The organism is Actinomyces sp. HMSC065F12 (assembly GCF_001814535.1).
In the GTDB taxonomy this organism is placed as follows: Bacteria; Actinomycetota; Actinomycetes; order Actinomycetales; family Actinomycetaceae; genus Pauljensenia; species Pauljensenia radingae_A.
Genome location: NZ_KV816935.1, coordinates 12,318 through 32,910 on the forward strand (window position 1 = coordinate 12,318; position 20,593 = coordinate 32,910).

Annotated in this window: 16 protein-coding genes and 1 riboswitch; of the genes, 13 read left to right on the forward strand and 3 right to left on the reverse strand. The window is 58.7% G+C overall.

Going from position 1 to position 20,593, the window contains the following annotated elements; all coding sequences use genetic code 11:
• Positions 1–76: 76 nt before the first annotated feature.
• On the reverse strand, positions 77–1,579 hold the full coding sequence (gene pta, locus HMPREF2975_RS00055; protein ID WP_070724897.1) for a phosphate acetyltransferase: 1,503 nt from the start codon (positions 1,577–1,579) through the stop codon (positions 77–79).
• A 303-nt stretch (positions 1,580–1,882) separates the two neighbouring features.
• Between pta and HMPREF2975_RS00060 the strand changes: the two genes are divergently transcribed.
• From HMPREF2975_RS00060 to HMPREF2975_RS00080, 5 genes are all read left to right on the forward strand, one after another.
• Positions 1,883–2,203 (forward strand): DUF3017 domain-containing protein, encoded by a 321-nt coding sequence (locus HMPREF2975_RS00060; protein ID WP_083314298.1) that lies wholly within the window; start codon positions 1,883–1,885, stop codon positions 2,201–2,203.
• A 387-nt stretch (positions 2,204–2,590) separates the two neighbouring features.
• On the forward strand, positions 2,591–3,808 hold the full coding sequence (locus HMPREF2975_RS00065) for an NADP-dependent isocitrate dehydrogenase (RefSeq protein WP_070724904.1): 1,218 nt from the start codon (positions 2,591–2,593) through the stop codon (positions 3,806–3,808).
• A 730-nt stretch (positions 3,809–4,538) separates the two neighbouring features.
• The gene (locus HMPREF2975_RS00070) at positions 4,539–6,899 is read left to right on the forward strand and encodes a 6-phosphofructokinase (RefSeq protein ID WP_227469036.1); all 2,361 of its coding nucleotides are present in this window, start codon (positions 4,539–4,541) and stop codon (positions 6,897–6,899) included.
• A 48-nt stretch (positions 6,900–6,947) separates the two neighbouring features.
• Complete coding sequence (gene pgi, locus HMPREF2975_RS00075; protein ID WP_070724937.1) at positions 6,948–8,690, forward strand: glucose-6-phosphate isomerase; 1,743 nt, start codon at positions 6,948–6,950, stop codon at positions 8,688–8,690.
• Positions 8,691–9,070: 380 nt separating this feature from the next.
• Positions 9,071–9,349 carry a hypothetical protein gene (locus HMPREF2975_RS00080; RefSeq protein WP_141757214.1) on the forward strand — a complete coding sequence of 93 codons (279 nt, stop codon included), beginning with the start codon at positions 9,071–9,073 and terminating at the stop codon, positions 9,347–9,349.
• A 177-nt stretch (positions 9,350–9,526) separates the two neighbouring features.
• Here HMPREF2975_RS00080 and HMPREF2975_RS00085 read toward each other — a convergent pair whose 3' ends face one another.
• Positions 9,527–10,687 (reverse strand): PPK2 family polyphosphate kinase, encoded by a 1,161-nt coding sequence (locus HMPREF2975_RS00085; protein WP_227469038.1) that lies wholly within the window; start codon positions 10,685–10,687, stop codon positions 9,527–9,529.
• Positions 10,688–10,905: 218 nt separating this feature from the next.
• On the opposite strand from HMPREF2975_RS00085, the gene HMPREF2975_RS00090 reads away from it, so the two are divergent.
• The 7 genes from HMPREF2975_RS00090 to HMPREF2975_RS00120 all read left to right on the forward strand — a co-directional run bounded on the left by HMPREF2975_RS00090 (position 10,906) and on the right by HMPREF2975_RS00120 (position 18,338).
• A complete protein-coding gene (locus tag HMPREF2975_RS00090) occupies positions 10,906–11,895 on the forward strand; it encodes a malate dehydrogenase (RefSeq protein WP_070724908.1) in 990 nt (329 codons plus the stop codon).
• Between the two features lie 202 nt (positions 11,896–12,097).
• Positions 12,098–13,006, forward strand: coding sequence for a C4-dicarboxylate transporter DcuC (gene dcuC, locus HMPREF2975_RS12895; protein ID WP_070724911.1), 909 nt, complete (start codon positions 12,098–12,100; stop codon positions 13,004–13,006).
• A gap of 20 nt (positions 13,007–13,026) precedes the next feature.
• Positions 13,027–13,596: a C4-dicarboxylate transporter DcuC gene (gene dcuC / locus HMPREF2975_RS12900; RefSeq protein ID WP_264673882.1), complete on the forward strand. Its 570-nt coding sequence runs from the start codon at positions 13,027–13,029 to the stop codon at positions 13,594–13,596.
• A gap of 9 nt (positions 13,597–13,605) precedes the next feature.
• Positions 13,606–14,934 carry an amidohydrolase gene (locus HMPREF2975_RS00105; protein ID WP_070724917.1) on the forward strand — a complete coding sequence of 443 codons (1,329 nt, stop codon included), beginning with the start codon at positions 13,606–13,608 and terminating at the stop codon, positions 14,932–14,934.
• A 122-nt stretch (positions 14,935–15,056) separates the two neighbouring features.
• Positions 15,057–15,935 (forward strand): formyltetrahydrofolate deformylase, encoded by an 879-nt coding sequence (gene purU / locus HMPREF2975_RS00110; protein WP_070724918.1) that lies wholly within the window; start codon positions 15,057–15,059, stop codon positions 15,933–15,935.
• Between the two features lie 43 nt (positions 15,936–15,978).
• Positions 15,979–16,063, forward strand: a riboswitch (ZMP/ZTP riboswitch).
• A 74-nt stretch (positions 16,064–16,137) separates the two neighbouring features.
• Positions 16,138–17,430: a serine hydroxymethyltransferase gene (gene glyA / locus HMPREF2975_RS00115; RefSeq protein WP_058237098.1), complete on the forward strand. Its 1,293-nt coding sequence runs from the start codon at positions 16,138–16,140 to the stop codon at positions 17,428–17,430.
• A complete protein-coding gene (locus tag HMPREF2975_RS00120) occupies positions 17,427–18,338 on the forward strand; it encodes a bifunctional methylenetetrahydrofolate dehydrogenase/methenyltetrahydrofolate cyclohydrolase (RefSeq protein ID WP_070724921.1) in 912 nt (303 codons plus the stop codon). Before glyA ends, HMPREF2975_RS00120 begins: the two co-directional genes overlap by 4 nt.
• Before the next feature lie 16 nt (positions 18,339–18,354).
• On the opposite strand, the gene HMPREF2975_RS00125 is transcribed toward HMPREF2975_RS00120, so the two are convergent.
• Positions 18,355–19,362, reverse strand: a complete 1,008-nt coding sequence (locus tag HMPREF2975_RS00125) for a cation diffusion facilitator family transporter (protein ID WP_070724925.1) — start codon at positions 19,360–19,362, stop codon at positions 18,355–18,357.
• Positions 19,363–19,518: 156 nt separating this feature from the next.
• On the opposite strand from HMPREF2975_RS00125, the gene HMPREF2975_RS00130 reads away from it, so the two are divergent.
• On the forward strand, positions 19,519–20,340 hold the full coding sequence (locus HMPREF2975_RS00130; RefSeq protein WP_070724928.1) for an exodeoxyribonuclease III: 822 nt from the start codon (positions 19,519–19,521) through the stop codon (positions 20,338–20,340).
• The last annotated feature ends 253 nt before the right edge of the window (positions 20,341–20,593 follow it).

Genomic DNA, 20,593 nt, shown 5'->3' on the forward strand with positions numbered 1-20,593 from the left:
TTGGAAGTTTCCGTAAATAGTGACAAATGGGATCTGGTGGTGCGCCTGGAGTGGCGGCGCACCACCTGACTACTGCTCAGCCTTGTGCCTGGACAGCGGTCAGAGCGATGGTGTTGACGATGTCTTCCACCAAAGCTCCTCGAGACAAATCGTTGACGGGCTTGTTCAGCCCCTGCAGCACCGGGCCGACAGCCACGGCGCCAGACGAGCGCTGGACGGCCTTGTAGCCGATATTGCCGGCATTCAGTGACGGGAAGATGAACACGTTCGCCTGTCCGGCAACATCAGAATCGGGCGCCTTCTTGGCGGCAACCGCCGGATCCACCGCAGCATCGAACTGAATCGGGCCTTCGATGGCCAGCTCGGGGGCCTTTTCTCGGGCAAGACGCGTGGCCTCCACAGTTGCGTCGATATCGGGGCCGGAGCCGGACGTGCCCGTCGAGTAGGACAGCATTGCGACGCGCGGTTCCACGCCGAATTGCTCGGCAGTCTTAGCTGATGAAATCGCGATGTCAGCGATCTGTTCTGGCGTGGGGTTCGGGTTGACGGCGCAGTCGCCAAAGACCCACACGCGATCCTTCATCAGCATGAGGAACACGGAGGAAACGATCGACACGCCCGGTGCCGTCTTGATGATTTGGAAGGAGGGCACAATCGTGTGAGCCGTGGTGTGAGCTGCACCGGACACCATGCCGTCAGCATCGCCCATGTGCACCATCATCGTGCCGAAGTAGGACACGTCGCGGATCTTCTCGCGGGCCTGCTCAATGGTGACGCCCTTCTTAGCGCGCAGGCGAGCAAATTCTTCGGCGTACTTTTCGACCAGTTCAGCATCGTCGAGTGCCACGACGCGCGCGGCTGCGATGTCAAGGTTGAGCTGCTGTGCGCGCTCGCGGATGGCAGCTTCATCGCCCAGCAGAATAATGTCGGCAATGCCCAGTTCGAGCACCTCAGCAGCCGCCTGCAGAACGCGATCGTCATCAGGCTCAGGAAGGACGATGCGCTGGCGATCGGCGCGGGCACGATCAATGAGGTCAGCCTGGAATGACACGGGGGTCACGACACCTGCCAGTTTTGCCGAGGTAATCTGCTCCACGGTGTTCTGGTCGAGGCGGTCCGAAATGACGGGGATCTGCTCGCATGAAACGGATTCGGTGCGCACGCCCGGAACGATCAGCGCCACGACTTGTGCGTGGTGGGCTCTGGCGCGAGCGCATGCCGCCTGGGCCTGCACGCTCACGAGGTCAGCAGGGACGCCCTCGGCATCGAGGACGAGGATGACGCGCGCACCTACGGAGGCTGCGACGTCAAGGCTCCATCCGATTGAATCGAAAGTGGGCACTGCGGAAAAGTCTGCATGTTCGAGCAGGGTTACGTCGGATGAATCGGCGCGAACGGCGTTGATGACGTGAGCGAAAGCTGAAGCGGAGTCCTGCGCAACCTCTGTGATGGAAGTGCCCAGGAGGGTGTCCGCACGGGTCACTGAGTGGTCCTTTTCCAGTGCAGATACGAGGTCATCGCATATCTGTGTAGCGTTGACGGTAGGTTCGGGTTGAATGACGAGGTAGCGGTCGGTCACTGTCTCTCCTAGCTCTACTACGAGGAAGTCCCTCACCGGATTCGCGACGACGGGACACTGGTTTCATGGTATCGCCGCGAGCGTGACCCATGCCGTAATCTTGGGGCAAAACGTTGTGGATGTGCCCACGTTTGGGGCACTTCAGTGGTGTGCGTCTCCTTTTGAGGTCTTTGTGATGGATGGGTGCGCGACGCTTGGATGGTTCGTGTGTGCTGCCTTGTTCAGGTGGCGTGCACGGTGCCGACTCTGTCACTTGATGTGGCGCAGTAGGTGTGACGAAGCAGAGCCGATACAGTAAAGGCAATGAGTACATCTGAAGCCGGCTCCGAGCACGGTCGGACGCATCCGCTCGATCGTCGCGTGAACGCGATACTGCGAACCGCGACGATTATTTTGACGTGCCTTGGCGTGGTGACGATGGTGGTCTTCACGCTGTTCGACCATCCACATCGGGCGGTGGTTGTGCTGATTGTGATGTTGTATGTCTTTGCTGTAACGCGGGCGATATGGCCAACTCCTGTGTGGTTCGGCTCGCGTCGCCGCTTCTTCGACGTCGCGTTGTACGCCGGTTTGGCGAGCGCCATCTGGTTCCTCTCGCCCTTTACTGCGACCGTCGCCAGCTAGGTGTGGCGAGCTCCGCCAGTCGGACTCCTTCGCCACCGAAAGCTCGGGTTCTGCAGCCCTGGCCAGCTAGATTTGATGCGCCCCGTCGGCTCACTTCTGCAACTGTCTCCAGCTCAGGCCCAGCATCCCTCGGCAAAATCTTTGCCTGCCCAGGCCCTGCACTCATCGTCACAATCTTCGCTTGTCAAAGCCCTGCATCCCTCGCCAGAAATCACACCAGCCCGGGTGCCACGCGCGAAGCCGGCCATCGAGAGCAAAAACCTGCCAGAGTGCTGAAAGATATCTCGATATCGAGTAATCTTCTTTTTAGGTGAACCACATCACCGCGCGCGCTGCAGATGGCGTGCTGATTGCGAAGATCTGAAGACCGTAAGGAGCAGTCCGACAATGTCAACCATTAAGGTACAAGGACCAATCGTCGAACTTGACGGCGATGAAATGACACGGATCATCTGGCAATTCATCAAAGATCGCCTCATCCACCCGTACTTGGACGTCGACTTGCGCTACTACGACCTGTCGATCCAGAACCGCGATGCCACCGACGACCAGGTGACGATCGATGCAGCGCACGCTATCCAGGAACACGGTGTCGGCGTCAAATGCGCCACCATCACTCCTGACGAGGCGCGTGTCGAAGAATTCGGTTTGAAGAAGATGTGGCGTTCTCCCAACGGCACGATTCGCAACATCCTCGGTGGCGTCATTTTCCGCGAACCCATCATCATCTCGAACGTTCCGCGCCTTGTTCCCGGATGGACCAAGCCAATCGTTGTGGGACGTCACGCATTTGGCGATCAGTACCGCGCAACAGACTTCAAAATCCCCTCGGCCGGCACGGTCACGATTACTTTTACCCCTGAAGACGGATCTGAGCCCATCGAACATGAGGTCGTCAAGGTGCCCGAGGGTGGCGGCGTTGCCATGGGCATGTACAACTTCAACGAATCGATTGCCGACTTTGCGCGCGCCTCATTCGCATACGGACTGCAGCGCGGATACCCCGTCTACCTGTCAACGAAGAACACCATTTTGAAGGCCTACGATGGGGCATTCAAAGACATCTTCCAGGACATTTTCGACCACGAATTCAAGGCCGAGTTTGAAAAAGCAGGACTGACGTACGAGCACCGTCTGATCGACGACATGGTCGCCTCGTCACTGAAGTGGGAAGGCGGGTACATCTGGGCGTGTAAGAACTATGACGGAGACGTCCAATCCGACACCGTTGCACAGGGATTCGGCTCCCTGGGCCTCATGACGTCAGTTCTGCTCACCCCAGATGGCAAGACGATGGAGGCCGAGGCCGCTCACGGAACAGTTACGCGCCACTACCGTCAGCATCAGGCTGGCAAGCCGACTTCCACCAACCCGATTGCCTCGATTTTCGCGTGGACCCGAGGCCTGGCACACCGCGGCAAGCTGGACTCAACGCCGGAAGTGACCGAGTTTGCGCAGACCCTTGAAGACGTCGTTATCAAGACTGTCGAGGGCGGCCAAATGACGAAGGATCTGGCACGACTGATCGGACCGGATCAGCAGTGGTTGACAACGGAAGAGTTCCTGACAGCTCTGGACGAAAACTTGCAGGCGCGATTGAAGTAGCTCGTAGCTGTTACCTGAAGGAGCGGCGCAGTGTCCACGGCAGATGCTGCGCCGCTCTTTCATGCGGTGTGTCGATGTACGCGGCGGCCTGTCGTGTAGGTGTGCTTAGTCGGTGTCCTGTGCTGGTGTGCATAGTCGGTGCACTCGCGCGCAGCCTCGCAAAGCGTTAACCGCACTCAGGCCCATCGGCTAAGTGGGTGCACTCGCGCGCAGTCCTCGTCTACTACGCATTGTTGGCGCCCTCCCATATACCCACCTGTCGATCTGATGCGAGACCATTCCACCCATCCCCGCCACTTACACAACTGTCGATCTGGGCGGCTGAGCTGGTAACTCTTTTTCAGGCGAACCGCTCTGAACTGCATCGATGGTGATGAAAACTGATCAGGTCACCCTCGTACCTCGTCCTGATCGACAGAAGGGGGCGAAGAGGGCAAAGGGGGCGAAGAGAAGGAGAGGGGGAAAAGGCAACGACGTGAGGGGGCAGGGGAATGAAGAGGGGCGAGGGGGGAAAGTGAGGGGGAAAGAAACGGGCGAAGGGAGGAACGCGTGTCGCAATGGTGAAGCGAGAATTCACTGGCGCCGCGTTGGCCGTCACTGACACGATGAGCGGGCAATTGCGAGATGCCCCATGGGGCCAATTGACGGTAGTCTAGTTACGGGCATGCTGAACTTCGTGACCTGCGAGGCCAGCAACGCAGACGCACCGGTACGATTTTGGAGGAACTTCATGTCGACTGAGCCAACCAGCACCGAGGCAATGACCCTCGATAATTCGTCGAATACGCATGATCCCAATACGCCGCAGGTCGACACAGATCCTGATGCTCCGCGAATCGGCGTCCTCACGTCTGGTGGTGACGCTCCAGGAATGAACGGAGCCGTGCGCGCCGTTGTTCGCAGCTGCCTGGCCCGCGGGGCGCACCCCTACGCCATTATGGAAGGGTGGGCAGGTGCTGTCAGCGGCGGAGACGCCATCAAGGAAATGGGATGGTCAGACGCGTCAGGCATCCTCGCTGAAGGCGGAACCATCATCGGCACAGCGAGGTGCGACGAATTCCGCGAGTACGAGGGGCGCCACCGCGCAGTCCTGAACCTTGTCAGGAACGGAATCGACCGGCTCGTCACCATCGGCGGCGACGGCTCCCTGTCAGGCTCAGAAGAATTTCAGGACGAGTGGCCCCAACACATCCGTGAGCTTCGCGACGAGGGGGAAATCAGCGATGAGGACGCCCGCCGCCATGAGTACCTTCGGGTGGTCGGCCTGGTTGGATCCATCGACAACGACCTGGTCGGCACAGATATGACGATCGGTGCGGACACCGCGCTGCACCGCATCATCGACGCCATCGACCACATATCCTCCACCGCGGCATCGCACCAACGTACCTTCATCATCGAAGTAATGGGCAGGCATTGTGGGTACCTCCCGCTCATGTCGGCAGTGGCAGGCGGCGCGGATTATGTATTTACGCCGGAAAACCCGGCAGGCCCCGGCTGGCAGGAAGACATGTGCTCCAAGCTCCTCGCAGGACGCGCAGCCGGACGACGCGAATCGATGATCCTCGTCGCAGAAGGAGCCACCGACCAAGACGGCGAACCAATCACCACGCAAAACGTGGCCGACGCGTTACGTGAAGGAACAGGCGAAGACCCCCGCATCACAATCCCGGGCCACACTCAGCGAGGCGGATCACCCTCGGCATACGACCGTTGGATGTCGACACTGCTCGGATACGCAGCCGTCCAGGAACTTGTGAAAGCAGGCGACGATTTTTCCCCATGTGTGCTGGGCGTGCGCCACAATCGCGTCACTCGTATTCCGCTCACCAGAGCAATTAAACGCACACGCTCCGTCAAAGCGATGATCGCGGCTGGCGACTATACGGCAGCGCAGCAGGCGCGAGGTTCCTCGTTCTCAACCATGCTGGAAGTCAATGAGATACTGTCAGCGCCTCCGGTTGACATCACGATTGCAGACGACGCGAAACGAGTCGCGATCCTGCATGTCGGCGGACTGGCACCTGGTATGAACACTGCAGCTCGCGCAGCGGTTCGTCTGGGTATCGCACGAGGCTGGCGGATGCTGGGCGTTGACGGATCATGGTCAGGCCTGATGGATGGAAGAGTCCGCGATCTCACGTGGTCTGACGTAGAAGGCTGGGCCTTCCACGGTGGTGCGGAGCTGGGCACTCGCCGCGCGATTCCGACAGTGGAACAGTTCTATGAGATTGGCCGTGCAATCGAACGCAACCGCATCGACGCCCTCGTCATTATCGGAGGACTGAACGCGTACCTGGCAGTCCAACATATGACTGCTGAGCGGGTACGATACCCAGCGTTCAAGATTCCGATGATCCTGGTGCCGGCCTCAATTGACAACAATCTTCCCGGCGCGGAGCTGTCTATTGGTGCTGACACCGCGCTGAACAATGCTGTGTGGGCGCTGGACCGTATCAAGGAATCGGCTGCCGCATCGAGGCGCTGCTTTGTTGCCGAGACGATGGGCAGGCGTTGCGGCTACCTCACCCTCATGGCCGCGATGGCAACCGGCGCCGAATACGCCTACATCCATGAGCGCAATTTCGACCTGGCCGATCTGGACAAGGACGCCAAGCGCATGCGCAGAGCGTTCGAAGAAGGTCGGCGCCTGTTCCTGGTGGTTGTCAATGAAGAAGTGTCCGCGCATTATGACCGAGAATTCCTCGCCTCAGTGTTCGAAGCTGAAGGTCAAGGGCTTTTCGACGTGCGTGACTCCGCCCTCGGCCATCTGCAGCAGGGAGGAGCACCGACTCCCTTTGACCGACTGCTCGCCACGAGGCTCGTGTATTACGCATTGAAGCACCTGGCTGAACAGTTTGATGCTGATGACCACCGCGCGGTCTATATCGGGATGATTGAAAACGACATTGAGGCGCGGCCGGTAGAATCAATGTCAGCTGATTTGGACTCTGAGAACCGCAGGCCAATTGAACAATGGTGGCTCGAACTGCTGCCCGTGCTGTCTGCCGTATCCTTGGAGCATTCAGATACACCACTGACCGACGTGTCGATCTCGCTGGCTGAGCCTGTTCCAGCTGATGGCGAGTGAGCGCTGCGGCACTGTGACCCAGACATACGCTCTATGAAGGAGGACGCAATGGGGATGGAAGCTCCCGTTAATCCGACAACAACCTCAGCTTGGGGACAACTCGACGAGCTGGCAGAAGTCTTTGTTCCTGACTTGCGCGGATGGTTCGAGAGCGAGCCGAACCGTGCCCAGCAGTGGACGCGACGCGTGGGTGACCTGCACGTGGATCTGTCGAAGAACCTCATCACCTCCGACGTTCTGGAGCGCCTCCTTGAGCTGGCGCAGCAGTGCAACGTGGGGGAGCGGCGCGACGCCATGCTGCGCGGCGAGCACATCAACGTCACCGAGGACCGCGCAGTGCTGCACACCGCCCTGCGCCGCGCACCCGATGACGTTTTGGAAGTTGACGGTGTCAACGTGGTCAAGGATGTGCGCGCAGAACTCAAGAAGATCTACGCCTTCGCGGACAAGGTTCGTGCAGGAAAGTGGCTGGGCGCCAGCGGAAAACCGTTGACGACAATTGTCAACGTCGGCATCGGCGGATCCGATCTCGGTCCCGTCATGGCATACGAGGCGCTCAAGCCGTACGTCCAGGATGGCATCGAATGCCGCTTCATCTCCAACATCGACCCGACCGATGCGGGAGAAACAACGAAGGACCTTGACCCTGAGACCACGCTGATCATCGTGGCCTCGAAGACATTCACAACCCTTGAGACAATCACGAACGCCAAGGTCGTGCGTCAATGGCTGCTGTCCGGGTTGCGCGAACGCGGCATCATTGCCGAGGGTGGCTCTGCCGAATCGGCGGGCGCCGCTGGTGAGCAGAGCGCCGGAACGGTGAGTGAAAGAGAAGCGATCTCGCGCCACTTCGTTGCGGTGTCGACTGCTCTGGACAAGGTCGAAGAATTCGGCATCGATCCTGCCAACGCGTTTGGTTTCTGGAACTGGGTCGGCGGGCGCTATTCGGTGGACTCCGCGGTTGGTACGTCCCTTGTGGTGGCAATTGGTCCGGAACGCTTCGAGGAATTCCTCACCGGTATGCGCACGGTTGACCAGCACTTCGCGACCGCCAAACCTGAAGACAACGTACCCCTGCTGATGGGTCTGCTCAACGTGTGGTACGGCAACTTCCTGGGTGCTGACACTCACGCGGTTTTGCCATATTCACAGTATCTGCACCGTTTCCCTGCTTACCTGCAGCAGCTCACGATGGAGTCCAACGGCAAATCAGTGCGCTATGACGGGGCTCGGGTGGACTACGACACGGGTGAAATCTTCTGGGGTGAGCCTGGCACGAATGGTCAGCATGCTTTCTACCAGTTGATTCATCAGGGGACGCGCATGGTGCCGAGCGACTTCATCGCATTCGCCAACCCGACGTGGAATCTGCGCGACGAAAGCGCCGGTGAGAATGGTGCCGACATGCATGAACTGTTCCTGTCGAACTTCTTCGCTCAGACTCAGGCGCTGGCGTTCGGTAAGACCGCTGAGGAGGTGCGCGCGGAAGGTACTCCCGAGGAAATCGTGCCGGCACGCATCTTCGGTGGAAACCGTCCAACCACGTCGATCATGGCACCCAGCCTGACACCGTCAGTTCTGGGGCAGTTGATAGCTCTGTACGAGCACATCACCTTTGTCCAAGGCGCTATCTGGGGGATTGACTCCTTCGATCAGTGGGGCGTGGAGCTTGGTAAAGTGCTCGCCCGCGGCCTGATGCCTGCCATTACCGGCGATGAGGACGTCTTGGCGTCGGTAGACTCTTCGACTCGCGCGCTGATCGAGTACTACCGCGCCTACCGGCGGGACTAAGCAACCGATGGGTAAGCCGACGGGGTGACTCAGCGCCGTATATCTGAATGCTTGCCAGTGGCTGCAGGAACTGAGATAGTTCCTGCAGCCACTTTTGTGTGCGGTGAGCTAACGACGGTGTAGCTCATGGTAGGACTCGGGCGCTTCAGTACGAAGATTCTAAGTGCCGACATTCGGTCGCGGTCGGCATTTATAAGAGAGGTAGAAACTCTGTGGACGACATGGTAAGAAAAGCAAACACACTGGCACATAAGTCGGTGCAGATAAAATCTCAACAACACGGCAGTAGGCCAAGGAGATGTTCCCCGAGTTCTGACATCCTAGAGGGGGAATCTCAAGAAAGCCGAAATGGAGGCAGACGTCGAGGGATGGAGTCCGTGATGATTGTCGGGTTTATTGTGGCTGTAGTTCTAATCCTTCTGATCGCCGCCGCAGCGGTGGTTGCGCGGCGAAAAATGCCGAGCAACCGGACCGACTACTTCACCGCCAAGTACGGCGGTTCAATCGACCGCATGTTAAGAGAATCTCCCGTTGATAAAGACTCACTGCGCCTCATCCGCGACACCGATAAACGCGGCGAAATCAGGGCAACGCGGGCCCTCATCGAGCAAGATCCTGTCCCGCTTGAAGTTGCAGTGGAGTTTATCCGCCGCCTGTAAACGACGCGAAGGGTACTTCCCGCCAGTAAACGTGTGGCCGCCCCGGAAGGGGCGGATGCCTTCTCCGATGGCTCAAACTGCGGAGCGCCTGACGGCCCAAGCCCCGCGGCGCGGGCACACTATAAGAATCACCGTGAGCACGCCCGTGCATCTACCGCGCTCATCGTGCTCTGACAGTTAGTTGTATCGGAACGCGTCAGTGGACAGGCGAATCTGATCCGCATCATCACCTGAATGAGCGGACTGTGAGTCATCAGAGTCACCCTCGTCGTCGTCCTCGTCCATTACCGCGAGGGCGTCGAGGAACTCTTCATGCGAATCTGAACGCTCGAACGCAAAGCGAGCCAAAGCCTCCGGCGACGTCGTCTTCTCCAAATCAACAAGCGCCTGGTCAACATCGAAGTCGGCCTGAGGCCACGACGGATTGATGTCGATAAGCGTGCGGCGCAGAATCTCCGAAACCGCCAACCGCGCATACCACTTGCGATCAGCGGGGACAACATACCACGGTGCGTCATCAGTGGAGGTCCGCGAAATCACTTCCTGATACGCCTGCTGATATTGCGACCACTCATTGCGCACCACCAGGTCGCCAGTCGAGAACTTCCAGTGCTTGTCACGACGGTCGAGGCGCTCACGCAGCCGCTCCCCCTGCTCTTCAAAAGAAATCGCAAGGAAAATCTTGATGATATGAATACCCTTTTCCAGGGTGCGCTTTTCGAAACGCCTGATGGCGCGGTAGCGATCTCGAAGGGTCTTGTCGTCGACGACCCATGAGCGCCCATGCTCATCATCGTGATCCACCAGTTTTTGCGCCGTCGGCACCAAGACATCCTCATAGTGGGAGCGGTCAAACACGCCAATCATTCCAGGTTCGGGAAGCTCGCGGCGAATGCGCCACAGAAAATGGTGCTTGAGTTCTTCTTTCGTGGGGGCTTTGAACGCCGCCAGAGACACGCCCTGCGGGTCCACCAACCCCATCACATGCCGCACAATGCCGCCCTTACCGGCGGTATCAAGCCCTTGGAGGACGATCAACACTGCTTCAGAGCTGCCGTTATCGCTGTGAGCCTGCGCAAAGAGTCGTTCCTGCAGCTCGGCCAGATCAGTTGCCTGATCTTCCATAGCTTTCTGGCCGTCCTTCTTACCCTCGTCCCAGCCGGGAGTCTTGTCACGGTAAATGGTTGCCAAATCCAGCTCTCCGTGAACGGCAAGCAGTTTGCGCGGATCAGTTGTCCAGCCTCGCTGCCGGGAAGAATCCATCGTCGAGGCACGTGTAGGCACGGCATCTGCTCGGTCGGCGCGCTTCTTTTTCTTCTTCGAACCCATGGGTGACATTTTAGTGACGAGGGCAACTCTTTTACACCTTAGAAACGCCTATAAATGCGGAAAAGATCGACCGTTTTGCACAGAGTCGTCGCAAACTTGGGACTGCTTTCCCTAGTAAAGGACAAAATTGCGCCGTAGGCTTGTCATGAGAGCTCGGAGCACGGATCCGGGCCGGAACGCGAACCCTACCGGGAACGCTCGATCATTCAATCAAGGAGTTCCACATCATGGCTCAACCCAAAATCGTCACCGTAACCGGTGCCGCTGGAAACATTGGATACGCGCTGCTTTTCCGCATCGCATCCGGCGCAATTTTCGGACCCGACGTTCCAGTCAAGCTTCATTTGCTGGAGATCCCCCAGGCTGTCAAGGCAGCTGAAGGCACAGCCATGGAGCTCGACGACTGTGCATTTCCGCTGCTGGCCGGCGTCGACATCTTCGATGACGCCACCAAGGCATTCGAGGGAACCAGCGTTGGCCTGCTCGTGGGTGCACGCCCGCGTTCGAAGGGCATGGAGCGCGCTGACCTGCTCGAAGCCAATGCTGGAATCTTCGGACCTCAGGGTGCCGCAATCAACGCTGGTGCAGCCGAAGATGTGCGCGTCCTGGTCGTGGGTAACCCCGCCAACACGAACGCCGTGATCGCAGCCAACGCTGCGCCCGATGTGCCAGCCAACCGCTTCACCTCCATGATGCGTCTGGATCACAACCGCGCCATCAGCCAACTGGCCCACAAGACCGGTGCAGCTGTCAGCGACATCAAGAACATTGTTGTGTGGGGCAACCACTCGGCCGACCAGTACCCGGACGTCTCCTACGCCACCGTTGATGGAAAGCCGGCCACCGACCTGGTTGACGAAAAGTGGCTCGACGAGGAATTCCGCCCTGTCGTTGCCAAACGTGGCGCCGCCATCATCGCCGCACGTGGCGCGTCCTCAGCGGCATCGGCAGCCAACGCCGCAATCGACCACATGCACACCTGGATCCACGGCACGCCCGAAGGTGAATGGGTCACCGCTGGTGTCCATTCAGATGGCTCGCACTACGACGTTCCTGAAGGCTTCTCCTTCGGCTTCCCGGTGCGCGCAGTGAACGGCGAATACCAGATCGTTGAAGGCCTCGAAATCTCCGAAGCCACCCGCGCCGGCATCGACCACAACATCAAGGCTCTGCAGGAAGAATACGACGCAGTGAAAGCCCTCGGCTTCATCAAGTAGTTCTCGCCAGCAGGACAGTCCAGAAGAACGCTGGAACGCCCTCCCTGACTTGCTCCACGAGCAATAATTAGGAAGCGTGTCCAGCGTTCTTTTTGTGCTGTGACTGGCATACTTAGATTTGAATGCGCCATCCCTGTTTTCAGAGATAGAGTTTGTTATCACTTCAACGATGCAGTGTGGAAACAATATCGAAAGGATTCTAATGATTGGGTTCCTCATAGCGACTGCCACGACCGTGGTTGTGGCGTATCTGATTTTTCACCGTTATCATCCACAGACCGTCCTGATTTTTTCCGGTCTATTTATGCTGCTTTGCGCTATTCCACTGTCAATGAAACCATTGATGGATGAAGACCAGACCACTGGCTCGGCGTTCCTGGATGTCTTCGACCAGATCACTCAGACGTTCGGGAATCTAGGTGCCAAGCTCGGTCTGATCATCATGGCGGTCGGCGGTTTCTCGCTGGTCATGGACCGAGTCGGTGCATCATCAGCACTGGTCGCCATCGCAACCAAACCGCTCCAGAAGATCAACAAGCCCTACGTTGTTCTTGCCTCCACCTACATCCTGGCTCAGACACTGTGCTTGATCATTCCATCGGCAGCTGGCCTGGCGATGCTGCTGATGGTGACCGTCTATCCGCTCCTGCGATCCCTGGGAATCTCGAAACTGTCTGCCACGGGCGTCATCGCGACCGGCAGCTGTCTGGACCTTGGCCCTGCTTCCTCAAACGCCAATATGGCGGCCCAGACGTCCGGCATGACCGTCCAGGAATATTTCATTCAATACCAGCTGCCCGTCGCACTGGTGGTTGTCGCATCGGTGTTCATCCTCCATTACTTCGTCCAGCAGTACTTCGACCGCAAGGCCGGAACTACTCCCGACAAAGCAGACTGGGATGAAATCAAGGCTGAGCTCGCAGGTATTAAAAGGTCCTCGGGCGGAAAGTCGGCCCTGGCACAACGCGCTGCAAATGGTGGGTCCGACACCGCCGCCAAGACCAAGGCGGACACCAAGGAAGCTGAACGTGTCGACAAGCCGACCCCGAAGGCATACGCGCTCCTTCCATTTACGCCACTGGTCCTGCTCATTGTTTCTCGCCTTTCGTGATCACCAGCATCAAAATGAACGTGGCAACTGCCATGATTATTTCCGGAATGCTCGCCGTTATTTGCGAAATGATTCGCTACCGTTCATTCCAACGTGGCGCGGACGCTTTCTCCGTTTTCTTCGAGGGCATGGGTCGCCAATTCGTCAACATCGTGACACTCATCGTCGGCGGCCAGATGTTTGCTGCCGGTTTGACCCAGCTCGGGTTTATTTCGTTCATTATTGATGGCGCCGAGCGATTCAACATGGGGGCAATTCCGATCACCATCATCATGACGTTGGTGATCTTCCTGTCAGCGGTCCTGATGGGCTCCGGCAACGCACCGTGGTTCGCGTTCTCAGAACTTATCCCCGACATTGCCAAACCCCTGGGCGTTGACACCGTGTTCCTGGCTCAGCCAATGGAACTGGCATCAGGCATCGGTCGCTCCATGTCGCCTATCGCAGGCGTCGTGATTGCAGTTGCCGGACTTGGTGATGTCAGCCCGGTCGACCTCGTCAAACGAACAATCCCCGTCATGATCCCCGCTTACGTGATCATGGTCACTTCGTCGATCGTGTGGGATTACCTGCTTCGAGCCCTCATTTAAGGAGGAAACATGGCACTTTTACCAATGCAGATCGCTGAAACACTCACATCGAATGTCGACGCCATGACCGATGACCTGGTCCAGTGGCGCCGCGACTTCCACGCACATCCTGAACTCGGATTCCTCGAGTACCGCACCACGTCGATCATCGTCCAGCATCTGCGCGAGTGGGGCTATGAGGTCCTGCAGGGAAAGGACGCGTGCCTGTCTGAGGAGCGAATGGGACTTCCCAGCTCCGAAGAAGATGAGGCCGCAATCGCCCGCGCGATTGACGAGGGTGCCGACGCCGACTTTGTTCACTCGATTGCCGGAGGACACACGGGTACTGTGGCAATTCTCCGCAATGGGGACGGCCCCACTGTCGGCATGCGCTTCGACATTGACGCGCTGCCGCTGCAGGAATCCTCAGAGAAGGGGTACTACCCGGCGGATGAGGGTTTTAACTCCATTCACGCCTCCACCATGCATGCGTGTGGACACGACGCTCACATCACGATGGGGCTGGGTGTTGCCCGCACAATGGCACAGATGAAGGACTCCTGGTCAGGAACGCTGAAGATTTTGTTCCAGCCCGCTGAAGAAGGCGTTCGCGGAGCGAAATCGATGGTGGCCGCCGGCCATGTCGATGACGTCGACGTCATGTTCGCGCAACACGTGTGGCCACACGACTTCGAAGAATCCGACTACGCGCCCGGATCCGGCGGGGCTCTGGCCACCACGAAGTACGACGTGAATCTGAAAGGACTGGCAGCTCACGCTTCAGGCGCGCCGCAAAAAGGCAAGAACACGATTCTCGCCGCGTGCACCGCAGTGTTGAACCTATATGCGATTTCGCGCCACTCAGAAGGGGCGACCCGCGTGAGTGTCGGCAAGATCGTTGCCGGCGATACCCGCAATATTGTCGCAGATCATACACACTTTGAGATGGAAGTTCGCGGTTCAACGACCGAGATCAACGAGTACATGGAGCACCGAGCCCGCACCGTGATCGAAGCGGCTGCACAGATGTATGAGTGCGACTACGAGATCGTGCGCATGGGAGAGGCCATCTCCCTGGATTCCGATCCGGACCTGATGGACCGAATCGCTGAAGCTGGCGAGTTGGTGGGCGTACGCGCCAATGACCCGAAGTGGGTGGAAATGACCGCTTCCGAAGACTACGCATTCATGATGAAGCGAGTCCAGGACAACGGCGGAAAGGCCTCATTGCTGCTGATCTTCACTCCGTCGAAGGGCGGCCTGCACTCCGTCGAGTTCACGGTGGATGAAGCTGTCCTGCCCAAAGGAGTGCGCGTCATCAGCGCAGCCGCCATCGCGGAAATGCCAGCCGCACACTGACCGAGTTCACATCGTTATGTCGCCGAGTGGTCGCATACGTGCGACCACTCGGCGCACACCACGTATCAGAAGCGGTGGACTGGATTAGGCCGGAGTGCCTGTGAATCATTAACCTTAGGACTATGGAACATGATTCGACAGCGACCCCCTCGACAATCGACAAGCTTGTCATCACCCTTTCCTGCCCGGACCAGCCAGGAATTGTTCACGCAGCCTCCGGCATCATGAGCGACATCGGCGGCAACATCATTCAGTCGCAGCAATTCGGTGACCCGGATACCGGCCTGTTCTTCATGCGAATGGAAGTTGAATCACCTGTCGGTCGAGGTCCTGTCGAAGAAGGCCTGACACGAATCGCCGACAAGTTCAACGCCACCTGGCGCGTCGACCAGTTGGGGCGACCGCTCCGCACCGTCATTATGGTTTCGCGCGAAGGACACTGTCTCACGGACCTGCTCTATCGGCAGCGCTCTCAAGGTCTGCCTATCGAAGTGGTTGCAGTTGTCGGTAACCACCCTGACCTCGCGCCGGTCGCACAGTTCTACGGCGTCCCCTTTCTCAGTATTCCGGTCACCAAGGATTCAAAGGCGCGCGCCGAGGCAGAACTTCTTGACCTCATCAAGTCCGAGCAGGTTGAATTGGTCGTCCTGGCCCGCTATATGCAGATCCTGTCTGATTCGGTATGCCGTGAAATGGCCGGACGCGTCATCAATATTCACCACTCATTCCTGCCTTCGTTCAAAGGCGCGCGCCCATACGCCCAGGCTCACGAACGCGGCGTCAAACTCATCGGCGCAACCGCGCACTACGTTACAGCCGACCTGGACGAGGGGCCGATCATCGAGCAGGATGTCACGCGAGTTACGCACGCCGATTCCACCCGCGACATGGTGGAGCTGGGGCAGGATGTTGAACGCCGAGTCCTCGCGCAGGCAGTGCGTTGGCATGCCGAACGCCGTGTCCTGATGAACGGCAACCGAACCGTTGTGTTCTCACGCTAGTGTCCGCACTGGCGGTTTCCGCAGCGGAACACAGTTGATAAGATGAATCTGTCGCAACTGGCGAACAGGTGGGATGACCACCGGGGAGCGAAATAGGGTTGTCGCGGTCGCCCGCCTGGGCCACGCAACCGAGCGAGGAACGGCTGGGGCCATCCTCGCCAATAGTGAAAGCCAGACAAGCGAATTGAAAACTGGAGCAGCAATGAGTGATTCTCTCAACTCCCATACGTTGGCCGAACTCGATCCTGACATCGCAAAGGTGCTGGATGATGAGCTGAACCGTCAACGCGCCACCCTTGAAATGATCGCGTCGGAAAACTTTGTCCCGCGTGCCGTTCTGCAGGCTCAGGGATCAGTTCTGACCAACAAGTACGCCGAAGGATACCCGGGACGCCGCTACTACGGCGGGTGCGAGGCAGTGGACGTTGCTGAAAGTCTCGCAATTGAACGCGCCAAGAAAGTGTTCGGTGCCGATTTCGTCAACGTGCAGCCACACTCAGGCGCGCAGGCCAATGCCGCCGCGCTCATGGCGATGGCAAAACCGGGGGACACGATTTTGGGTCTGTCCTTGGCTCACGGCGGCCACCTGACACACGGAATGCGCATCAACTTTTCCGGCAAGATGTACCACGCCACCGCATACGAAGTTGACCGCACAACAATGCGTATCGAGCCCGATCAGGTGCGTGAAGTGGCGCTGCGTGAGCGTCCCCGTGTGATCATTGCCGGCTGGTCGGCCTACCCTCGTCACCTTGACTTTGCTGCTTTCCGCAGCATTGCCGACGAGGTTGGCGCTGCGCTGTGGGTTGACATGGCGCACTTTGCCGGCCTCGTTGCAGCCGGACTGCACCCAAGCCCACTGCCCCACGCCGACGTGGTGACCACGACGGTCCACAAGACACTGGGGGGTCCCCGCTCCGGCATGATCCTGTCCGCGCGCGGCGAGCAGTGGGGCAAGAAGCTGAATTCTGCTGTGTTCCCAGGTCAGCAGGGTGGCCCGCTGATGCATGTGGTGGCTGCCAAGGCCGTAGCAATGAAAGTGGCTCAGACCCCGGAGTTCAAGGACCGCCAGGTCAGAACTCTTGCTGGCGCGCAGAAACTTGCAGAGCGTCTGGGACGCGACGATGCGAAGAAGGTCGGCATCAAGCTGGTCACCGGCGGCACCGATGTGCACCTGGTGCTCGTTGACCTGGTTGATTCAACTCTTGACGGCAAGCAGGCTGAGGATCTGCTGCACGAAGTCGGCATCACGGTCAATCGCAATGCTGTGCCGTTTGACCCGCGCCCACCGGCAGTCACATCCGGTCTGCGTATCGGAACGCCGGCGCTGGCTACGCGCGGTTTTGGTGATGAGGAGTTCACCGAAGTTGCCGACATCATCGCGACCGCACTGGTTCAGGCGGCCTCCAAGGAGACAGTGGATATGGAGGGTCTGCAGGCGCGCGTGCGTGCACTGACTGATGCCTTCCCGTTGTACGACGGGCTGCAGCAGTGAGAGCGCCGTGGGAAGGTGCCGCACAGGTACTGGATGGGAAAGCCACCGCTGCTGCTATAAAGGGCGAGCTTGCTGAGCGCATCTCACGTCTGCGTGAAGCCGGTGTTCATGCAGGACTGGGAACAATCCTGGTGGGTGAAGATCCCGGGTCAGTGACCTATGTTGCCGGCAAACACCGTGACTGTGCGGAGGTTGGCCTCGAGTCGATTCGCATTGACTTGCCCGAGTCGGCCTCTCAGGCTGATATCGAGCAGGCTGTCGACCAGCTCAACGCTGATCCTGCCTGCACGGGTTTCATTGTGCAGCTTCCGCTACCCGTCGGGGTCGATTCCCAGGCCGTGTTGGAGCACATCGATCCGGATAAGGACGCTGACGGCCTGCATCCGATGAACCTGGGCCGCTTGGTGCTGCGCGCAAAAGGTGACATCACCTCGCCCCTTCCGTGTACGCCGCGCGCCGTCATTGAGCTGTTGGAGCGCTACGGCGTGGAGCTCAATGGCGCGAATGTATGCGTGGTTGGCAGGGGAGTGACCGTCGGCCGTTCGATTGGATTGCTGCTGACCCGTAAGAACATCAACGCGACCGTGACGCTGTGCCATACGGGCACGCGCAACCTCGCTGAACAGGTGCGCAATGCTGACGTGATTGTGGCTGCGGCTGGCTCGCCGGGACTGATCACCGCTGACATGGTGCGTGAAGGCGCGGCGGTGCTCGATGTTGGCGTTTCTCGCGTGACGGAAGCTGATGGCCGGGCGCGGCTGCATGGAGATGTGGCCGACGGAGTTGATCGTGTTGCGGCATGGCTGTCACCGAATCCCGGTGGCGTCGGGCCGATGACGCGTGCCCTCCTGTTGGCGAACGTGGTTGAAATGGCTGAGCGACAGGCGGGTTTCTCCGCTCAGGTGTAGATGCGCAGGTGTGAGCTTAGTGCCTTAACTGTTCATGTTCGCGGTGCTGTGGGCTTTCCAACTGGAACGTGGAATGCGTGATCGTGACGGGGAAGTGGTCCTGTACGCAGCTGGCGAGTGTGTGCAAAATGTCGGATCGCTCGTGCTCGTTCAACTCGGGTTGGACGGTGACGTGAGCCGTCAGGGCTATCACTCCTGTCGCAATGGTCGAGGCATGCAGGTCATGCACGTCTTCGACTCCTTGAACATGGAGCATATGCTCACGCACCGTTGCCAGTTCCAGGCCGGGTGGTGTTTCCTCCATCAGGATCGCCACCGAGCGGCGTAAAAGCGTGATCGCCCTCGGAGCCATCATGCACGCGATGAGCAGTGAGGCAAGGGCATCCGCTTGGAGCCATCCGCTGAAATGGGCGACGACCGCACCGATGATGACCGCGACCGACCCTAACGCGTCGGTGGCAACCTCGAGGAACGCTGCGCGCATGTTCAACGAGGAACTGCGGCCCCCCATCAGCACGAGTAGGGAAGCGACGTTTGCAGCCAGGCCGAGGATACCGACGATCAGCATGATGCGGGTGTCGAGTTGCTCGGGGTTCATGAAGCGGCCGATGGCTTCATATGCGATCATCACGCAGATCGCGGCGAGCATACCTGCCTGCAGTGCCGCTGCGACAACTTCGGATCGTGCGAGACCCCATGTGAATCTGTCGGTGCGCGGGCGCAGCGAAAGGTGAGCCGCGATCAGCGCAATCACCAGCCCGGTGGAGTCCACCGCCATGTGGCCGGCATCTGCAAAAAGTGCGAGTGATCCTGAAAGTGCGCCGCCGATTGTCTCGACGAGGAGGACAGTTGCCGTAATGGACAAGGCTGCAATCAGACGCCCTCGGGAACTGGCAGCATGCGAGTGCGAATGTGAATGCGAGTGGTCGCTTGCAAGCGACTTCTCGGCGGATGTGGGCCTGCTGTGGGGTGATGATTGCTCCGACTCCTCGCAGCAATCGCGATGCTCGACATCGGGCGACATGGCGTCCTTTCGCTAGGTGACAACGAAAATCAATACCCCAAGGGGGTATCCTTGGTTGGCTATAGAATAGCCATTTCTCGCTGCCTTGCCAAGTCCGTGATGTCGAGTGGTCGCTTGCAAGCGACCACTCGGTGAAGTTTCGGGCACAATAGAGGCATGCTGAACGTCACGACTGTCAACCTCAACGGGATCCGCGCTGCCGCTAAACGAGGACTGAACGACTGGTTGAATCGCCAGCACCCCGACGTCCTCCTGATGCAGGAGGTGCGCGCGCCGGAAGAAGTGACGCGTGAGATTCTGGGGTCGCAGTGGCATGTTGTGGCCGTGCCGTCGCGGGCGAAAGGGCGTGCGGGCGTAGCAGTCGCTGTCCCGATTGAGAACGAGGCGCTGATCGGAGACGTGCGGACAACGCTGGACGACCAGGAAAGTGATGTGGATTCGGGTCGCTGGCTGGAAGTGGACCTTGAATTTGCCACTCCACTGACGCTTGTGTCGGCGTATTTCCATTCGGGCGAGAAGGATACGCCGAAGCAGGACGCCAAGATGGCGCACCTGCCGATGGTGTCAGCGCGCATGAGCGAACTGTTGAAAGCTGCGAATTCGGCGAAGGGGCGTCAAGCTCTCGTTGCTGGAGATTTCAACATCGTTCGCTCCAAATTGGACATCAAGAACTGGAAGCCGAACCACAACAAGCGTGCCGGAGTGCTCGACGAGGAAATTGCCTTTGTGTCGTCATGGGCCGAGGGTGGCTGGTGCGACACCGTCCGCGAGCTTGCGGGGGATGTCCAAGGCCCATACACGTGGTGGTCGTGGCGAGGCAAAGCATTCGATAATGACGCCGGGTGGCGCATTGATTATCAGTTCGTGACGGCGGATCTGGCGCAAAAGGCACGGTCCTTTTCGATTGATCGCGCCGCCTCTTACGATGCGCGCATGTCAGACCATGCCGCTTTGACCGTGTCGTATGAGATCGATTAATTGCAATCACATCCGTTGAAGAACAGCAGTGTGTGCGAGCCGGATCTCCTGAAAAAATAAGCTCTTTCCGATCTGATGACGCTCGCCAGTCTTCTACCTCATGACCCTGAATCGCCCGCACGATTGTGCTGAGTTTCAAGCGTTCACGCGTGGTGCGTTGCTAGTTTTGTTGAATAGTGTTGCGTTGCTTGTGATGTTCGTTTGCGACTGTCCTTCCTAGTTAGTGTCCGTGGGTTTTTTCGGCGTGGTCGGT